This window comes from Leptospira sp. B5-022 (assembly GCF_000347035.1).
In the GTDB taxonomy this organism is placed as follows: domain Bacteria; phylum Spirochaetota; class Leptospiria; order Leptospirales; family Leptospiraceae; genus Leptospira_B; species Leptospira_B cinconiae.
Genome location: NZ_ANIJ01000014.1, coordinates 200835 through 219146 on the forward strand (window position 1 = coordinate 200835; position 18312 = coordinate 219146).

Annotated in this window: 16 protein-coding genes; 3 read left to right on the top strand and 13 right to left on the bottom strand. The window is 40.4% G+C overall.

The genetic code is table 11. The features are described from left to right. From LEP1GSC192_RS05450 to LEP1GSC192_RS05460, 3 genes are read right to left on the bottom strand one after another with little or no spacing between them, the layout of a single operon-like run. The gene (locus LEP1GSC192_RS05450; RefSeq protein WP_020768772.1) at positions 1 to 558 is read right to left on the bottom strand and encodes a lipoprotein signal peptidase; all 558 of its coding nucleotides are present in this window, start codon (positions 556 to 558) and stop codon (positions 1 to 3) included. Further along, positions 555 to 2258, bottom strand: coding sequence for an AarF/ABC1/UbiB kinase family protein (locus LEP1GSC192_RS05455; RefSeq protein ID WP_020768822.1), 1704 nt, complete (start codon positions 2256 to 2258; stop codon positions 555 to 557). The genes LEP1GSC192_RS05450 and LEP1GSC192_RS05455 overlap by 4 nt, the downstream gene beginning before the upstream one ends. Positions 2259 to 2262: 4 nt before the next feature. Continuing rightward, complete coding sequence (locus tag LEP1GSC192_RS05460; protein ID WP_020768948.1) at positions 2263 to 3312, bottom strand: Gfo/Idh/MocA family protein; 1050 nt, start codon at positions 3310 to 3312, stop codon at positions 2263 to 2265. Positions 3313 to 3401: 89 nt separating this feature from the next. On the opposite strand from LEP1GSC192_RS05460, the gene murF reads away from it, so the two are divergent. From murF to LEP1GSC192_RS05475, 3 genes are read left to right on the top strand one after another with little or no spacing between them, the layout of a single operon-like run. After that, positions 3402 to 4814, top strand: coding sequence for a UDP-N-acetylmuramoyl-tripeptide--D-alanyl-D-alanine ligase (murF, locus tag LEP1GSC192_RS05465; protein ID WP_020768863.1), 1413 nt, complete (start codon positions 3402 to 3404; stop codon positions 4812 to 4814). Between the two features lie 48 nt (positions 4815 to 4862). Beyond that, positions 4863 to 5351, top strand: coding sequence for a 5-(carboxyamino)imidazole ribonucleotide mutase (purE, locus tag LEP1GSC192_RS05470; RefSeq protein WP_020768763.1), 489 nt, complete (start codon positions 4863 to 4865; stop codon positions 5349 to 5351). Further along, complete coding sequence (locus tag LEP1GSC192_RS05475) at positions 5348 to 6466, top strand: 5-(carboxyamino)imidazole ribonucleotide synthase (protein ID WP_020768795.1); 1119 nt, start codon at positions 5348 to 5350, stop codon at positions 6464 to 6466. Before purE ends, LEP1GSC192_RS05475 begins: the two co-directional genes overlap by 4 nt. On the opposite strand, the gene LEP1GSC192_RS05480 is transcribed toward LEP1GSC192_RS05475, so the two are convergent. From LEP1GSC192_RS05480 to mraY, 10 genes are all read right to left on the bottom strand, one after another. Continuing rightward, positions 6463 to 7401, bottom strand: coding sequence for a lysylphosphatidylglycerol synthase domain-containing protein (locus LEP1GSC192_RS05480; protein ID WP_020768905.1), 939 nt, complete (start codon positions 7399 to 7401; stop codon positions 6463 to 6465). The two genes, LEP1GSC192_RS05475 and LEP1GSC192_RS05480, sit on opposite strands and share 4 nt — an antisense overlap. Continuing rightward, complete coding sequence (locus LEP1GSC192_RS05485) at positions 7394 to 8581, bottom strand: polysaccharide pyruvyl transferase family protein (protein WP_020768876.1); 1188 nt, start codon at positions 8579 to 8581, stop codon at positions 7394 to 7396. Before LEP1GSC192_RS05485 ends, LEP1GSC192_RS05480 begins: the two co-directional genes overlap by 8 nt. A gap of 56 nt (positions 8582 to 8637) precedes the next feature. Next, entirely contained in the window at positions 8638 to 9825 is a 1188-nt protein-coding gene (locus LEP1GSC192_RS05490; protein ID WP_020768943.1) for a glycosyltransferase family 4 protein, read from the bottom strand. After that, complete coding sequence (locus LEP1GSC192_RS05495) at positions 9822 to 11012, bottom strand: glycosyltransferase family 4 protein (RefSeq protein ID WP_020768767.1); 1191 nt, start codon at positions 11010 to 11012, stop codon at positions 9822 to 9824. The genes LEP1GSC192_RS05490 and LEP1GSC192_RS05495 overlap by 4 nt, the downstream gene beginning before the upstream one ends. A gap of 45 nt (positions 11013 to 11057) precedes the next feature. Continuing rightward, positions 11058 to 12296 (bottom strand): glycosyltransferase, encoded by a 1239-nt coding sequence (locus LEP1GSC192_RS05500; RefSeq protein ID WP_020768916.1) that lies wholly within the window; start codon positions 12294 to 12296, stop codon positions 11058 to 11060. Positions 12297 to 12386: 90 nt separating this feature from the next. Beyond that, positions 12387 to 13358, bottom strand: coding sequence for a glycosyltransferase family 2 protein (locus LEP1GSC192_RS05505; protein WP_020768977.1), 972 nt, complete (start codon positions 13356 to 13358; stop codon positions 12387 to 12389). A gap of 131 nt (positions 13359 to 13489) precedes the next feature. After that, a complete protein-coding gene (gene murC, locus LEP1GSC192_RS05510) occupies positions 13490 to 14884 on the bottom strand; it encodes a UDP-N-acetylmuramate--L-alanine ligase (protein WP_020768906.1) in 1395 nt (464 codons plus the stop codon). Then, positions 14884 to 15960, bottom strand: coding sequence for a glycosyltransferase (locus tag LEP1GSC192_RS05515; RefSeq protein WP_020768962.1), 1077 nt, complete (start codon positions 15958 to 15960; stop codon positions 14884 to 14886). Before LEP1GSC192_RS05515 ends, murC begins: the two co-directional genes overlap by 1 nt. Then, a complete protein-coding gene (locus tag LEP1GSC192_RS05520; RefSeq protein WP_020768897.1) occupies positions 15957 to 17108 on the bottom strand; it encodes an FtsW/RodA/SpoVE family cell cycle protein in 1152 nt (383 codons plus the stop codon). Before LEP1GSC192_RS05520 ends, LEP1GSC192_RS05515 begins: the two co-directional genes overlap by 4 nt. Continuing rightward, positions 17105 to 18217 (bottom strand): phospho-N-acetylmuramoyl-pentapeptide-transferase, encoded by a 1113-nt coding sequence (mraY, locus tag LEP1GSC192_RS05525; RefSeq protein WP_020768771.1) that lies wholly within the window; start codon positions 18215 to 18217, stop codon positions 17105 to 17107. The genes LEP1GSC192_RS05520 and mraY overlap by 4 nt, the downstream gene beginning before the upstream one ends. Between the last annotated feature and the right edge of the window lie 95 nt (positions 18218 to 18312).

Below are 18312 nucleotides of genomic sequence, written 5' to 3' on the forward strand. Positions count from 1 at the left end.
CTACTTCTTATCCTCTTCGATTTTCATGGTAAGGATCAGGATCACCAGTCCCACGCTCACGCAGGAATCCGCAAAATTAAATGCGGGCCATCTATCGATCAAAAGCCAGTTCGGCCAATCGAAGTCTAAAAAGTCCACTACTCCGATAAATCTTCCTTCATAACGATTTTCTACAAATCCGAACTCGGCTCCGATCCCGATAATTTTTACGAAAAACTTATCGATAAAATTCCCGAAGGCTCCTGACATTACCAATGCCCAACCGGCAGGATGGCCTAGGTCCGAATTTTTCCAACGATATGCGATCAGCACTAAGATCGCGACTGCAGTCAAAGCCAGAGAAGTCCTTGGAAATCCTTGGAAAAGACCCATCACAAAACCCGTATTGAAGGTCAGGGTTAAACGGAAAAAATCCCCTAACAATTCGATCGGGTTATGAGGTCTTAGGTATAAGATCGCGATATACTTGGTAACCAGATCTATAACTGTTCCAATAATCACACTGATGATGAAGATAGGCGGGTATACCTCTAAGAATTTCTTTTCGAAATATTTCACTGACGATTCCTTTTAGTGCTGAATTTATTTTTGATAACTGATAGAGCAAGGAGGATTCCGAAGAAAACGGATACTCCATAAGCCACCATTGCTTGAGTTTCGATCCCTTTATCCAATCGATCGGTTCCATAATGGATACCGAAAAGTATAAATGCGGTGCTGATGATCTGATGACCTAAAGAGTATATTTTCTTGGTATGTTGTTCCAGATCCGGAAGTTTATAGGCCTGCTTGCCTCGGTTTAAATTTTTAACCGCCTGTAATAATTCCCCAGGCAGAGAAACGGCCTGACCCCAAATACCGCCTTCCTGGACCAATACCTTCTGCCATTGGTTCTCTCCTTGGAAGACCAGGCCCTTAAACGGTTTTTCCCCATAATCCAAGACAGTACGATACGGATCCAGGCTTGCAGTAATCCCGACTAGAAGGCCGAGCACTCTTTCCAAAGGAACAAGTGCGGTCGGCAATTGGATCATTCGGAGAAGCCCGCGAAGACTGGAATTGATCTCTTTTAGAAATTTCAGATCTTCAGGAGTATGGATCTGCTCAAACTTGATATTTTGAAAAGAGTCCGTATCAGATAGGAACTTGGACAGTTTTTCCATGGAATAGCGGACTACTTCCTCTACCTTATCCCTATCCGCTTTTTTGGAAACGAGTCCCAACTCATCCAATGCCTCTACGAGTGCCGGATAGTCCTTTGTCATTGCGCATAGTATAATCTTTCTAAGTGCAATTGCCTGGCTGGGAGGAATTTCTCCCACTGCTCCGAAATCTATAAAACAAAGTTTTTCATCCGGAGTATAGATCATATTTCCCGGATGAGGATCCGCATGATAAAACCTATATTCGAATATCATAAGAATATAAGCTCTGATCAATAGGTCCACCGGTCTGGACTTAGCTTGTCCTTTTTTTAAAGTGCCTGCCTGAGTAATACGGATCCCTTCAATAAATTGAGCGGTCAAAACACTCTTACCGCTCCATTCTGGGATGAGTTTCGGAAAAACGTAATCCGGCTCTTCCGCAAAATATCTTGCCATACGATCCATGGACTCCGCTTCTAATCGAAGATCCGTTTCTCTACCGACTAACTTTGCAATTTCCTTATGTACGATCTTAAAATCGAATCGGACCAGGAATCGGTTGATCCTTTTTAGGAATTTACGAACGGCCTTTAGATCTTTTTCGATTATATCTTCGATGCCGGGATATAAAATTTTAACCGCTACTTTTTCTCCCTTAAAAGTGGCGGAATGCACCTGAGCAATGGATGCCGAAGCGAGAGGTGCTTCCGAAATATCCGGAAAAACTTCCGCAATCTCTTTTCCGAATTCTTTTTTGAATCTTTCCTTAATTTCCGCAAAAGGATGAGGGGGAACACGATCCTGCAAATCTTGCAAAGGATCGGTAAAACTTTCAGGGAATAAATGAGATAGTGACGCGAAATATTGACCGAGTTTTATGTATACTCCTCCCATCTTCAGGAAGAAGTCCCTACATTCTAAGCCCAATGATTTATAAAATTCTAATTCTCTTTCTTCTCTAGATTTGGATGAAAGAAATAATCTTACGAATTTATAATACCAGAATAGACTGAATATTTTTTTCCAAAGAAAGAAACTCCCTCTGTAGTATCTTCCTCTTGCGGAATAAGAAGGTAATTGATTGGAATTTGTGGACTGGGGGCTTACCTGCATACGATTAGATTTCCGAAACCGTTCTGATCTCGGCGCCGGTCTTGATCTTATGTAAAAGTTCCATGATGCCTAGATTTTCTCCGATGTCCCCGGTCATTCCTTTCGATTTTCCCGTAAGAACTTTGTGTATCTCCGCATAAAGGTTCATAAAGGGGTTCGATCCGAGGAATGATTTTTCGGGAAATGAGACTTCCGTCAAACTATTAAATCCCTTGTATTTCTTAGAAGGTTTGGAAACAAAAAGTCTCATACCGTCATTGGAAAGAAGGATACGGGCCTCCTCGGTCATAATATCCATTTCGAATTGGAAATATTTTCTCATTCCCCCCGCCTCCAAAAACACGGCAGGGCCGGATTTATATTCCAAGAACGCGAGCGCTCGATCTTCTATCGGAATTCCCTTTCTTCTAGTTAAAGAAGATCGGATCCGATCCGGTTTACCCAAAAACCAATACACCAAATCCACTGCATGAGTTCCGTCATGGAATAAGGGTCCTGTCCTTCCTTGGAAGGCTCTACCCGGAGACAAGGCGGAAGTCAAAACCGAGGCGCGGATCGTTCGTATAGGTCCGTACTTGCGGGAATCCAGAACCTCCTTAGCCCATAGATATTTGGGATGGTATCTTCTCTCATGATTGATCCAAATACGGATCCCTTTTTTACGCGAAATTTTCTCCAAATCCTTAGCCTGAAGGAAAGTCTCACAAACCGGTTTTTCGATCAGAAAATTTTTAATACCTTTTTCGATCCATTCCAACGCATTACGATAATGAGATTCGGAAGGACTTGAAATGATCGCAAGGTCCGGTTTTATATTAGAAGGAAAATGATCTGGATCGGAGAAGGTCAGATCTCGGGGGAATTTCCACTGTTTGCGAAACGTCTCCCTTTTATCCGGATTCGGATCCACTCCCCCCACAAGTTCAAAATTCTTTTTCCCCCAAGAAGAAAATAGGACCCCGGAGTGAGTGCAAGGTTTGGACCGATATGGATCTTTTTCCAAGGAAGAAGCGATCCGTCCCAAACCGATTAAAACAACCTTGGTTTTTCGCATCCGCATACTTGATAACCCGGACCGGAACTCTGCAAGAGGAATTTTTAAAAATAGACTGCGAGTATTTTAGGAGGGAAGATATTGGGCGCATGAAAGCCCCATTCCAATACGATCCGGAAACAGTAAGAAGGATATTACAATGCCCGTCGGACTTCTCCTTTCAAAAAGAATCGGAGATCACAAGCATAAGCACGGTATCCGGAATGGTGGAACCGGGAAGTTTATTCGTACCCTTGAGGGGAAATCGGGACGGACATGTATTTATTTTAGATGCCTTGGAAAAAGGAACCTCTTATTTTTTATGCGAGAAAGGCCATCCAATTTTAGAAACTCTCACCCAGGAACAAAGATCGAAAGCGATCCAAGTCAAGGACACATTACTCGCTCTAGGAAAACTGGCTTCATTTCATCGATCCAGATTCAACCCCGTCTTGATCGCAGTCACAGGTTCCAGCGGAAAGACAACCACGAAAGAGATCCTGTCCTCTTGCCTTTCCCCTTTGGAAGAAGGTTTGGTAGTCACTGAAAAAAACTATAATAACGAGATCGGAGTGCCTTTCACATTATTTAGGATCAATCCTAAAACCAGATACGTTGTCTGCGAGATGGGAATGAACCATGCCGGGGAAATTTCCAGGTTAACCAAAATGGCAAGGCCGGATTATTCAGTTATCACAACGATCGGAACCGCACATATAGAATTATTAGGTTCTAAAAAAGGGATCGCAAAAGCAAAATCGGAAATTCTGGAAGGGATGAACAAAGATGGAGTATTATTCTATCCTGAATCCGGAGAATATAAGAATTTTCTAAAGCGAAGATGCCTACGTTACGGGATCAAATTCAAATCGATCCCTCTAAAAAGAAGGTTAGAGATCGTCGAAACCACTAGGGAAGGATTTAAGATCTCATTCCTAAATTATTCTTTGGATTGGAGCCTTCCAGGGATCAAACTCCTGGAAAACTTGGCATTATGTGTTTCGGTTTTGGAGGAATTAGGAACTCCTACGGATTGGATCCAGAACGGCATTCAAAACTTCAGATCCGGCGACAAACGATTGGATTTCCAAGAAGGAAATTATAAAATTCTAAACGATACGTATAATGCAAATAGAGAATCCATGTTGTCTTCTCTGGAGGCTTGCTCCCAAATTTCCGGAGAAGAAGGATTTTATGCAGTACTCGGAGACATGAAAGAAGTGGGAAATTATTCCCGTAAGTTCCATACCGAGATCGGAAATTTTGCCGCAAGTTTAAAAAACTGCAAAGGAATCTTTTTATTCGGATCGGAATCTTCTCATGCGCTAAAGAGTTTCCGGAAAAAAGCAAAGTCCGGCCTTCTATCCTTTTCTTTTCCGGGAAACGAAGAAGGACTCAAAAACTTAGTGGATACGATCCGTAGAGAAGTACCCAAGGGTTCTTATTTATTAGCGAAGGCCTCGCGAGGAATGAAATTAGAAAGAGCCGTAGAAGAATTAAATTCAGGAATCAACGGTTTCTAAAACGTTTTCGGACTTGCCTCGGAGTCGACCATAAAGGAATTTGCTAGTGTGAAAACGAAAGTTGCCGTTATAATGGGAAGCAGTTCCGATTGGGAAACCATGAAAGAAGCGGTCTCCATCCTGAAACAATTCGGGATAGATAGTCATACCGAGATCGTATCCGCACATCGTTCTCCAGAACTATTATTCGAATTTTCCAAAACCGCGAGATCCAAAGGATTCGAGATTATTATCGCGGGAGCCGGTGGTGCGGCCCATCTTCCAGGAATGGTGGCGTCTCTTACAACTCTGCCTGTATTAGGAGTGCCTGTTCAAAGTAAGGCACTATCGGGATTAGACAGTTTATTATCCATAGTGCAGATGCCGGGAGGAGTTCCGGTCGGAACGCTTGCGATCGGTACTGCGGGTGCGAAAAATGCAGGATTACTAGCTGCAAGAATACTATCCCTGCAAGACGAAAACTTATCCGAAAAATTGGAACAATACAGAAACGATATCAAAGAAGAAGCATTGTCCAAGAACAAAGACCTAATATGAAAAAAAATCTACTTCCTCCCGCAAGGCTTGGAGTGATGGGATCGGGGCAGCTTGGAAGAATGTTCGCCCAAGAAGCGATCCGAATGGGTTATCAGGTATCCGTTTATTCTCCGGAGCGAAATAGTCCCGCCTCCTTAGTGGGAGCTAATGAGACTGTTGCACCATACGAAGACGAAGAATCACTTCAAATATTTCTAAGGTCCATCGACGCACTTACATTCGAATTCGAGAATATACCCGGAGGAGAATTGAACTTCATCTCCGAATATTCCAGAAAATCCTCTCTCCCGGTCTTTCCAAGTCCGGAGTGTATCCGGATCGCACAACATAGGATCAGGGAAAAAACATTATTTTCTAAATTAGGACTTCCTACTGTACCTTTTTATCCGATCACAAATAAAGCGGAAGCTGAAAAAGCGGCAGAGACATCCAAGTTCCCCGCTGTCCTAAAAACTTCTTCTTTCGGATACGACGGAAAAGGACAGACAAAATTCAGAACCAAAGAAGAATTCAGGGCATGGGTCGGTTCATTGGGACAAGAACCGCTCGATCTGATCTTAGAAGAATGGTACGAGTTCGACAAAGAAGGTTCTGTCATTTTAGCAAGGGACCAAGAAGGAAATACACTATGTTATTCACCTTCCGAAAATATTCATAAAAATCATATCTTGGACACCACTATCCATCCGGGAAATTTTACGGACTCGATCAAAAGACAAATGGTCGAATCCGCCAAAATCCTTGCAAAAGGAATCGGATATGTAGGCGTATTCGGTCTGGAATTCTTTATCAAAGGTGATAAGATCGTCCTAAATGAATTTGCTCCAAGACCGCATAACTCAGGTCATTTCTCGCAAAACGGAGCGAATATCTCCCAGTTCCAACTCCAACTCAGATGTCTCACGGGACTTCCGCTTCCTTCAGAACTTTCTTCTCATCCATCTTCCATGAAAAATATATTAGGCCAGGACTATCTTCCCGATTCGACTCTTTGGGCGAAATATCTTGCGGACGAAAGATACACGTTACATCTTTACGGCAAGTCCGAGCCGAGACAAGATCGGAAAATGGGACATTGGAATTATGTGGGAGAAAGACCGGAAAAGGCGTTTTAGTTAACTTTTGGGCTGTCAAAATAAGTTTTTAATACGTAACTGATTGACCAGAAGGCAAAATCCAGAACGATAGACCACAATCTTAAAAGTATTACAGAAACGATCACAATCTCATCAGGTAGTATTTTAGATAATAATACCAACTGGATCCCGTCTCTAACTCCCAACCCGCTCGGAACAAAAATCACTACGATCCCTATTACACCTGCTAAGGTCGTAACTCCAGAAACATAGACTAATTCTGCATATTCCAATGCGGGATATACAGTTTTTAGAATAAAGAAAAACGGAATACCACTGACCGCATGTATAAGAGAAAATATAATACCAACTTGCAAAAGAGTAGACCATCGGAAACGAATACCTTCGTCTAACTCTTCCTTTTTTACGATTTTATATGCTTTGCGAAATATAAAATTAAAAACGCTCGGATACAAAAAAAATGCAAATCCGATCAGTATTAATAGTAAGATATAACGAACCTGAGATTGTAAAAAAGGAAGCCTATCAGAAGCAACTATGAATAGAATTGCTACGACCGCTCCGGTAAAAATCTGAACCGCAGCCTCCAGAAAAGAAGTTAACAATAATACTTTTTTGCTAATTCCTTGCTCTGTAGCAAAGTATACCTTCCCCGCTATCCATAACACGGAACCTGGAATGTATCTGCCTAACCAAGACTTGGCGTATACATAATTCAATTGCAGATACGAATTGATCTTTTGTCCGAAGGATTTGATCAAAAAGACCCAGGCAAGCGGGCTTATAAATCGGATGAACAAACTAATCGGAACGGATAATAGAATATAAAACCAATTAAATTCTATATCGTAAAATTTGGACCATTCTATTTTTCTAAAATAGAATGCTAAAAAGGATAATATGAGTAAGTACAATACGATCGAAACATACGTACTTCTTTTCTTTTTATCCATTTATACTCAGAACTGTTTTTGAATTTTTCAAAACCAAGCTCCTCAGCTGATTGATCCTAACATGTAAATGTTTTGCGGTTTTAGCCCTATTCGTAAATGCTTTCTGCAGAACGGCAATCAGTTCTTTTTCGGTAAAATTGAAAAGATCCAAATTGTATTCGCTCAATTCCAATCTTTCCATAAGATCGACTACTTTCTTTTCGTAAGCGATAGATACCACTGGAGTTTCCATAGAAGAAGAAAGTAAAACTGCGTGTAGTCTCATTCCTAATAATAGATATGAGTTCTTAAAGAGCGCTATCGCTACATCCGGCCTTAGCTCTTCGTCGATAAATACTATATTTTTAGATTTACATTTTCCTAAAACTTCTTTGATCAAAGGAAGATCGCTATCCGGTCCGTAAAAGTGCATCGCCATAAACACAACTTTATCCACTTTTGAAGAAATTGAATCGATCGCTTTGGCCAATTTTACAGGAGTGCTTTCGATGACATCGTCGCTCATTTTTTCTTCTAGATAGAGTCGTTTTTGTTCTTGAGATAAGAATCTTGGAGAAACGATTAACTTTTTCTCTTTTAGTTTTAAACCGTTCCTGTTTAAGACTTCTTCCAACTCACTCTCATTTGCAGGAGGTGCAAAGAAAGCGGAGTCCGCGGTAAACTCCACGGATTGAACGTCTAATTTTTTCAGTTCCTCTAAGGAGCCGCTATCTCTTACACTCTTATACTTTGCCTTATTCAGTACAAAAGGTATGTAGAATTTTCCGTATTTATTATAGATCTTTTTTACTCCTGCTCCGAAAAGGATGAAAGGTTTTCTAAAGATCACAGGTAAAAAGAAATATAAGGTCCTCACTAAGTGAGAATGGTCGAAAATAGGAGTCCCACCACTTATGATCACGAAGTCGACATCCCAAAAAGTTTTTAAGATCTGGAACCAACGGATCGGATTGATAATATCTTTTTTTAATAAAGCCTTCATCGGAGTGACACCTTTAGTGGCGGTGTAATCCGGATCCGTAGTTAAGGCTCGGATATAATATTCTTTCCGGGGATTTGCTTTTTTAATTAATTCTTTAACCCCTAAGAGGATGGCTGAATCACCAATATTACGGCTACCATACCAACCCCCCCAAATTAAAAAGGTAAAAATTTTCTTAGGTCTATGTAAATCGCTCATATTTTTCCGATTATATTTATTATAAAAAATGACTTTTTTAGATCAGAGAATCTTCTTCAAGATTTCATCAAATCCATATATTGTTTAGCTACCTTCAAGCTGTCAAACCGATCCTGGATCACTTGGATTCCATGAGATCTTATTTCTTTGGGCAAACTTGGATTTTGAAGCAGCCATTCAATCTTATCTGCCCAATCTTTTGTGTCTCTTTCCTGCACATATATGCCGTTAAATTTATCTCGGATCATTTGCTCTCTCGTTTCATAATATGTGGAAATAACCACTGCTCCACATGCCATACTTTCTATAATCGTAGTTGGCAATGGATCGTAATCCTTAGAGAAAACGCTTACAAAGTCCGCAACGGAGTAATAAGAAGGTAACTCTGCTTCCGGAACATTCTCCAATATTTTTACCTTATCCTTTAAACCAGAATCTTGGATCAAACTGATTACTTTATCATAATAACTGGAATTATGGGAATGCCTGACTCCGATCAACACAAGGACCAGATCTGAGAATTTATCACTTAGTATCTTGAATGCGGAGATAGTTTCCAATAATCCTTTTGCTGGAGTGAATCTGGAAACGGAAAGGATCACTTTTTGCTTATCAGACAGCCCTAGTTTCTTTCTGAATGTATCTTTCAGATTTTCGGATTGGGGAAAATACCTGCTTAATTCCACAGAGGGACCGATCGTTTTGATCTTAGCCGCCGGAATTCCCCATTTTAATAATGTACTATCTTCTTTTTCTGCGGTTGTATCTACATACTTTGCAATTTTCCAAGTCTTTTTTTTGCAGGGATCTCTTAGGAGTTTAATGCCTAAATAGCCTAAGATCTCTCCTAAACTAAAACTATAATTTTTAACATCTTCTAGTCCGCTGCATATATATACGATCGGTTTCTTGATATTTAAGGAAAGTTCTAGGGATAACGGAGAATTACATATAATAAGATCTGCTTCTTTGTATAATTTCCTGAAAAGCTTAAATCGATTGATGGAAATATCGAAGCTTGTAGAAAATATTTTGCGTAATTCGCTCTTGTACCTGAAAATATGAACGCCATCCAACTCGGAAGATTCCCCATCTTCGGATTCTTTTCTGCTGATCACTGTTACCGAATGACCCAGTCGGACTAAGGCTCTGGATAAATTAAAACTGTATCTTAAGTCCCCACAAGTAAGAGGTTCTTTTAAGGAATCAGGATATCTGTACCCGGGTAAATATAATATATTCATCCTCGAAATACCTCCAGATACTCGGAAGAGACAATGTCCCAATCATAACGATTTTCTATTTTTTTGCGAGCGGCTTTGCCAGCATTCACGACTTTAATTGGATCAGCTGATAATTCTAAGATGATCCGTTTTATTTCTTCTATATCGTCTACCTTGATCAAAAATCCGTCTTTTCCGTTCTCGATCAAGTCCACCATTCCGGACACTTTGGAAGTCACTACCGTCTTACCCAAAGACATTGCTTCTAAAATCGCAATTGGCATACCTTCGTAGGAAGTCGGAAGGCAAAAAATATCCGTAAGTTTTAAGTAATAAGGAACTCGTTGGTTAGGAATAGGACCGATAAACTTTACATTATTTTGAAGATCTAATTCTTTAATTAAATTTATGACCTTATCTTCGTATTTCCTTCCCCCGCCTATTAATAGGAGTATTATATTTTTATTTTCTTTTACTACTTCTTTGAGTGCGAATAGAAGATTGAATACTCTCTTCCGAACCCGAAATACTCCGATATATGTTAATACTAATTTACTCTTTAACTGTTTTTCCAGATCGTCATCTTTAAAATCCAATGGTAAAATGCCAAAGTTCGGATTTACTCCGTTCGGAATGATCTGAATTTCCTTCTTCCATACCTTGCAAAAAGTATTATAAAACTCTTTTCTATTTTCGCTGCTGACCACGGTAATTATATCCGAAAAAACATAACCTATAAAATCCAAAACGATATGCATCGGATCTAAAACGAATTTTTCCAGATATTCTTTAAAAAGAGGACGAAAAGTGTAGCCCTGGATGCTTACACTTCTTACTTCTTTCAATTCGGAAAAATAATTCACTTGGAATGAGTTCACTACTTTGGGGAATTTTCTTCCAAGAAGACGATAAAAAGGTTTGGCGAATAAAAAAAGAGTAGTGCTCGCCTGATGCAGGTTGATCACATCTATATTATATTTTTTGATTAGACCTAAAACGCGGAAATTTCCTAAAAATATTCCTTTGATCAATCCGGTCGAAGTCCTAAAAACTTTAGAAGATTCGTCGGAGGGATTTTTTTTACCAGTGGTCAATACATAAGTATCATTTCCTTTTTTCTGGTAATAATTCTGTAGGTTTCTGGCAATTTCGCCTACTCCTCCGATCTTATCCGGAGGAAAATAATCCGTAATGATAAGAATATTCATGGATCAGATCCCTTAAGCAAACGTTGCCTTTTAATCATCATCCTATTATCCATTACGAAATAAAAAATCCCAATGTTGTTCTGCAACCGCAGACCATTCAAACTTAGCTGCGGTCTCAATCGCCTTTTTCTGGATATTGACTTTTTGTTCAAGACTGAGTGATTTTATTTTTAAAAGAGAATTTGAGATCGCGTCAGGATCTTTTTCGGGAATTAAAAAGCCATTTATTCCATCGTCTATAATGTCGTCCGCACCGCTTTCAAAAGTAGCGATACATATTTTTCCGGAAGCCATTCCTTCTAATAGAACAACCGGCAAACCTTCCGAATCTCCGTCTTTGGAAATGATAGATGGAATAACTATAATGTTCGATTCTTGTAAAAAGTTTCGCTTCTTTTCACCTTGCAGATAACCTACAAACTGGATCTTATCTTTAGGCAAGTTTGCAGAATTTGCCAAAGTCAATAGTTTGTCTCTCCAAGGACCGTCGCCCGCTATTCTTAATTCGGAATCCGGATCGAAGGAGAAATATTTTTCAAAAGCAGGGATCAAAAAGTGGATCCCTTTCTTTTCCACAAACCTTCCAATAAAAGCGACGGTACATTTTTTATCTTCAGACAAAGTATTTGTCGAAAGCTCTGGAGCCAAATAAACCCCCATAGGAATAATTTTGACCTTTCTAGAAATTGTGTTCCAATCCTTCTCGGGAAAAAAAGATCTCAATTTTTCAAAAGACCTTTTGCTAACTACGGTAATTGCTTTAGCACGCCTGGAAAAAAAACGGACTGTTGCTCTTCCTAATATAGGTAACTTTTTCAAAATGATCACATCGGAAGAATGGCTCGTAAAAACAAACTTGGTCCCGGAAAGCAAACCGACAATACCTGCAGAAATGCCTTGTGGTGTAAACCAATGAGCATAAATATAATCTGGTTTAAATTTTCTGACCAGAACGAATAAAGATAAAGCCTCGAATAAAAATAATAAGGGGATCATTAAAAAATATACTTTATTCTTTTTTAATGTAGGCATTATCCCGTGGCCTGCCAATTTCTCCATGGAAAAAGGCCAGAAATAATGAAATCTACGCTCCGTATACTCTTCGTATTTGGTTTCCTTTTTTGTATAGGAACGAGCATCATGAGGAGCTAAAACTACAAACTCGGTCTCCGGATGTAGTTTTTTTAGAGCTAATACTTGATCCTTCACAAATCCAGGAACATCGTCTTTCTCGGAAGCAGGAAATGTGGAAGATACGAATAGGATTTTTTCAATTTTCAGCATGGAAATTTTAAACTATCTTAAGTGAATTTAGAATTTAAAGGATTTGAAAAATATATAACTAAACCTGCAAATCCGAGCGAGACCAAGTCTTCATTTTTTATGAAGAGATTTTTCTTTCTTCAATCTATGATTCCAAGACATCAATTTAATATGATAAAGATTTTCTTCTAGGAGTTTTCTATTATTCCCGACCAAAAACGCCAGTATCGCGGAAACCAAAAACAGACCGGAAATAATCACTAACACAACTGCAAACAATAAAGACTGCACATGTCCTTTACCTATTCCTAAAAAGAAAAAGATCAAGAATCGGATCGCAATCGCTAATGCAGGAACAAACGAAGTAACAGCCAAGACCCCAAAAAATTGAAATGGTCTGTATATGATCAATAATCTTACCAAAGAAGTACCGGACTTCCACATATGCTGGAATATATTTTTAAATAACCTAGACTTTCTGGTAGGAGGATTCGTACGGATCGGAACGGAAGAAACAGTCAGATCCATTTTGACTGCTTGCACAATTGTATCCAAAACATAAGAAAACTTAGTGGTTACATTTAGTCTTAATAGACTTTCTCTAGAATAAGCCCGGAAGCCGGAGACAGTATCCGGAATATCGGTCCCGATCAGATTTCGAACGATTAGATTCCCGAACCATTGTAGAGTTTTCTTTAATGGAGAAAAATGTTCCACCTTCCAAGGCACTCTGTTCCCGATCACTATGTCCACGGAACTTGTCATGACCGGAGCAATCAGATCAGGAATATAAGAAGAAGGATACTGATTATCCGCATCCGTGTTTACGAAAATATCCGCACCACTTTCCAGAGCAGCCTCCACTCCGGATTTGAATGCTCTTCCCAGTCCTAAGTTTTTTTTGTGGGAAATTATTTTACACCCGTAAGAAGCTGCAATCTCCGAAGTGCGATCCGTAGAACCGTCATCCACGATCTGGACTTCTATCGTTTTGATTCCTGGGATCTTTTTAGGGATCTCGGCAAGTACTGCAGAAAGAGTTTTTTCCTCATTATAGCAAGGTATATTGATTACTAACTTCATTCTACTACTCGTCAAAATGGTGGATTTTCAAGATTCGTCCAATACTTTTTGAAATGATCCGATTTAGAAAAAGAACATATCACTGTTATTTGTATTTATGAATAAACACATTAGAAATTCGAAAATCGAATTCAAGACTTCAAAAGTCCAAGTCCCCAATCCCGAACATTCCCCGCTCCTAAACTTACGAATACGTCTCCGGGGCTAAGTATTTCCTTCAGGACGGATAGATCCGCTCCAAGATTACCCGAAAGGATTTTAGGCCGTATCTTCATTTTGTCCGCGATAAGTTCGGAAGAGACTCCCGGGATAGGATCTTCTCCAGCGGAATAAATGGGAAGAAGTAGAACTGTTTCCACTCGGTCCAAACTTTTGGCGAAGTCCTCGTATAAGTTTTTAGTCCGAGTATATCTATGAGGCTGAAATAGGATCACAGGCTTTCCCCTTCCTCCGGATAACTCTCGGACAGAAGAAAGCACTGCTTGGACCTCGGTGGGATGATGCCCATAATCATCGTAAATATCCACACCATTTTTATTTCCGATATATTCCAGCCTGCGTTTCACTCCGGCATATCCGGAAACCGACTTGGCTGCTTTTTCAGGATCCGCTCCTATAGAATAAGCCGCAAGTACTCCAGCCAATGAATTCGTAAGATAATGTTTTCCGGGAAATCGGGAACTGATCTCGAATTCCCTTCCATTCAGGAAGAAGGTCAGTTTCTTATTTTCTATTTTATAATGTACTAAATTTCGAAAGTCGGCCGCTTTAACATTGGTATTATAGGAAGAAAAGCCGAATATTTTGGATTTATCTTGCACCAGTTCCAAACAATCCGTTATACCCGGATCATCCAGATCTAAAACGACCGTTTGTGTTCCGGAAGAAATAAATCGGGAGAATGCTTCCAATAATTTCTCACGGGTATGATAAAAGTCCAGATGATCCTCGTCTATATTCGTAAGGATACGCACTTGGGCCTTATGATTTAAGAATGTTCCGTCGGATTCGTCCGACTCAAAGACCCCAAACTTACCGGCGGAAAATCTTCCACCTACTCCATTCAAAAAGGAAACATCCCCACCTACCATTACGGAAGGGGAATATCCCAGATCATCGAGTATATGGGCGGTCATCGCAGTCGTTGTAGTCTTTCCATGAGAACCGCCGACCGCTATACAAGTCAAATCTTCAAAACAGAGATGCAAAACTTCGGATCTATGAAAGAATCGGACCCCTTTTTGCCTAAAGAAGGAAGCAATAGGATGGGAATCCAATCGGATAGCGGAAGAATAAATTACGGAGTCGTATTCAATATTTTCTCCAAGATCGGAAAGTTTGGAGAAAATTTTTACACCCTTCTTCTCTAAGTTTTCGGTGACCTGACTTTTTTTTCCGTCATAACCGGAAACTTCGAAACCTGCATCCGCCAATATATGGGCGAGACTAGACATGCCGGAGCCGCCGATGCCGAGGAAAAAAGGTTTGGAAAATCCCAGTCTTTTTTGGATGGACCCGCTTTCCATTATTTCGTATTTTCGAAAAAGAAACCTACCGTTTCAGTAGAGGCTTCTACATGAGAACATTCTAATGATCTAATAGACATTTCATTTAATAGTTCCGGCTTCTGAGCAAATCCGTCCAAGATGCGGAAAAGTTTGCTTTCGTCCTCATCCCGTTGCTCGAGCAAGGCTGCTGCACCGTTCGCTTCCATGTATTTCGCATTCGCTGTTTGATGATCGTCTTTTGCGAAAGGATATGGGATCAAGATCATAGGGAGAGCGTAAGCGGCACATTCGGAAAGAACCCCGGAACCGGACCGAGCGATGACCAGGTTAGCCCAGTCGTAATGTTCCGCCATATTATCCGAATAAGAGATCAGGTCTGCATCCTTTGTCTTTTTGGAAACCTCGTCGTATAACGCGGTCCCCGTCAACATCCTAAAACGGAACCTTTCCTGGATCATTTCGTGTTTCATCAGGTTGACTACCATATTATTGATCTGTCTTGCTCCCTGAGAACCACCCATTACTAAAACGTTAAATTGTTTTTTCTTTTTAGGATCCCATTTTTCGCTAAACTTTAAAGCAAGTTTAGGGACCGTTTTGGATCTTAAAGGATTTCCTAATATTTCCCAACTACAGGAAATCTTTGTGTCCTTTGGAGGAAAACTAAAGGACACCTTATCCGCAAATCTGAAAAATATCCGGTTCACTTTTCCAGGGATACAATTCTGTTCGCATAAATACAATTTTTTGCCGAAGATCACCGCGTATAAGAGTGCCGGAACGCTGGAATATCCGCCCATCCCGATCACAGCGTCCACTCGTAGCTGCCTGAACTTGATCCAGGATCGGACAAGTTGGAATATATATCGAAAAGGTAATAAAAGAAAATTTCCGGAAAGAGAAGGAGTATTATGCCAGACTACTTCGCAAGGAGCTTGTTTTAAATCCGGATTATCCTTGTTTCGGATCAAAGAATGTAGAAAAACGTTAGAGATCCCTAAGGAATCTTTTCGGTCCACAAGACTTTCCGCAAGCGCAACCCCTGGGGAAATATGGCCTCCGGTCCCTCCGGCTGCGATTAAAACCGATCTCATACGCCTATGTTTTCTTTTCTAGTTATATTGACAAGAATTCCGAAGGCCGCCAAAACCACGAGAAGGGAAGATCCTCCATAGCTCATAAACGGCAAGCTGATCCCTGTGATCGGGAAAAGACCGGTGACCACATAACTATTAATAACGAACTGGGTCCCTAAAATAAACAATAGGCCCGCTCCCAAATAAAAACCGAACGGATCATCTACTCTTTTGAGAAGAACATACACTCTGGAAAGAAGAACCATAACCAAAGTAAAGAAGAATAAAAATCCTATAAATCCGAAGTCTTCCACATAGGTGGCAAGAACGAAGTCAGTATGACTATAGGTTAGATATCTATGGGCATATCCGCTGGCCAACTTATTTCCAAACCAGCCTCCGTCCAAAAAGGCCCTAAAAGAAGTCACTAATTGGTGACCCTCATCGTAACGAAAGCGGTATGGATCCAACCAAACTTCCATTCTTTTCCTTCTATAACCTACTTGGCTGATAAGAAGATACGCTAAAGGAAGAGATACCAAACCTACAAGAAGAAGGTTACGGACGGGAAATCCGAATAAAAATACGAAAGCAATCACAACGAATAGAATTTCCATCGTGGTCCCGAATGCGGGCTCCGCTAAGATCAAAATCAGGACAGAGAGTAATAGTAACGCAGGAATAATAAATCTTTTAGGATCTCGATTCTCTTTTAATTTTAGTTTTACCATGAGAGAAGATAAATAAACTACCACCGCCAATTTAGCGATCTCGGAAGGTTGTAATTGGTAAGGTCCGATCCCGATCCATCTATGGAAGTTCCTTCCATAATAAGTCCCGACCGACTTTCCAATGCCCGGAATAAAAACTAAGACCAAAAGAAGAATGCTGATTATAATTCCGCCTAACGCGAATTTTTCCAAACGTTTGTAAGGAAAATTCGCAAAGAAGAAAAAAACCACAAGACCGATAACGGCCCAGACCAATTGTTTTTTTAAAAAATACTCCGAGTCTTGGAATTCTCTCCATGCTGTGACTGAGGAACTGGAATACATCACACATATTCCGAAGAGTAAAAGAAAGAACACGGATCCTACTAGGACCAGATCGAAAGGGGAATCGGGAGATTCCCAAAAATCTTTGAACTTTCTCCCGAGCGCCTTCATTGTATTTTCAAACTAGATAAGGAGATGATCGCTAAAATAATGGCTGCTATCCAGAAGCGGATGACCACTTTTGTTTCAGGCACCCCTCCCAATTCAAAATGGTGATGTAATGGAGCCATTCTAAAAATCCTTTTTTGAGTCAGCTTAAAAGAACCGACTTGTAGGATCACAGACAAGGATTCTGCGACAAAAATCCCGCCTAAAATAATAAGTAGGATCTCCTTTTTTAACATTACGCAGGTGAGCCCGATGGTGGCTCCTAAAAATAAGGACCCGGTATCTCCCATAAAAACCTGGGCAGGATGACTATTGAACCAAAGAAACCCGATCAATGCTCCCGTCAATGCTGCAAGGAAAACACTGTATTCATGCGCATGAGGAAGATAAGGAATATTTAAATAATTTGCAGCGACAGGTGTTCCGGAAACGTAAGCTATCAACCCGAGAGTTCCGACAACAATCCCTGCGGTCCCGCCGGCAAGACCGTCCAAACCGTCGGTCAGATTGACTCCATGAGAAGATCCTAATATTACTAAAATCGAAAACGGGATCGCGAAATATCCCCAAGACAGGATCGGCCCTTTCACGAAAGGTAAGAATAGATCCGTCAAATGGAATAGGATCTTACCTGTAGTACCTTTCGGAGCCTCTCCCGTAGAATACAAAAAAACTCCGCAAAAGATCGCGGCTAAAACCACCGAAGCGGCAAACTTAGTGCGGGCTCTCATTCCACCCTTGATCTTTTTTACCGACTTCATATAATCGTCGATAAATCCTAAGGTAGCGAATGAAATAGAACAAATTAGTAAGAGAAGAACATTCGAATTTCTTAAATTTCCCCAAAGTAAAACGGATACAACCAAAGCGGATACGATCATAAGACCGCCCATTGTAGGAGTCCCCGACTTGGAGCTATGAGATTTCGGTCCGTCGTCCCGTACACTTTCCCTGAATTTTAATCCGTGTAAAAAATCGATCACCCTTCCCCCGAACCAAAAAGTCAGGAACATGGAAGTTAATCCGGCCATCAAGGCCCGAACGGTTACATAGCTGAAAAGCCTTAAGGAATCTAGATCTTGGAAAAATCTTTCGTATAAAAAATAAAACATATCGTTTCTAGGAAGACAGATTCATCCGTGCAGAATACGAGTAAACGTAAAAAAGGAAATCTTCTTCTCCGACTTAATTATCGACGTAAGTCCGG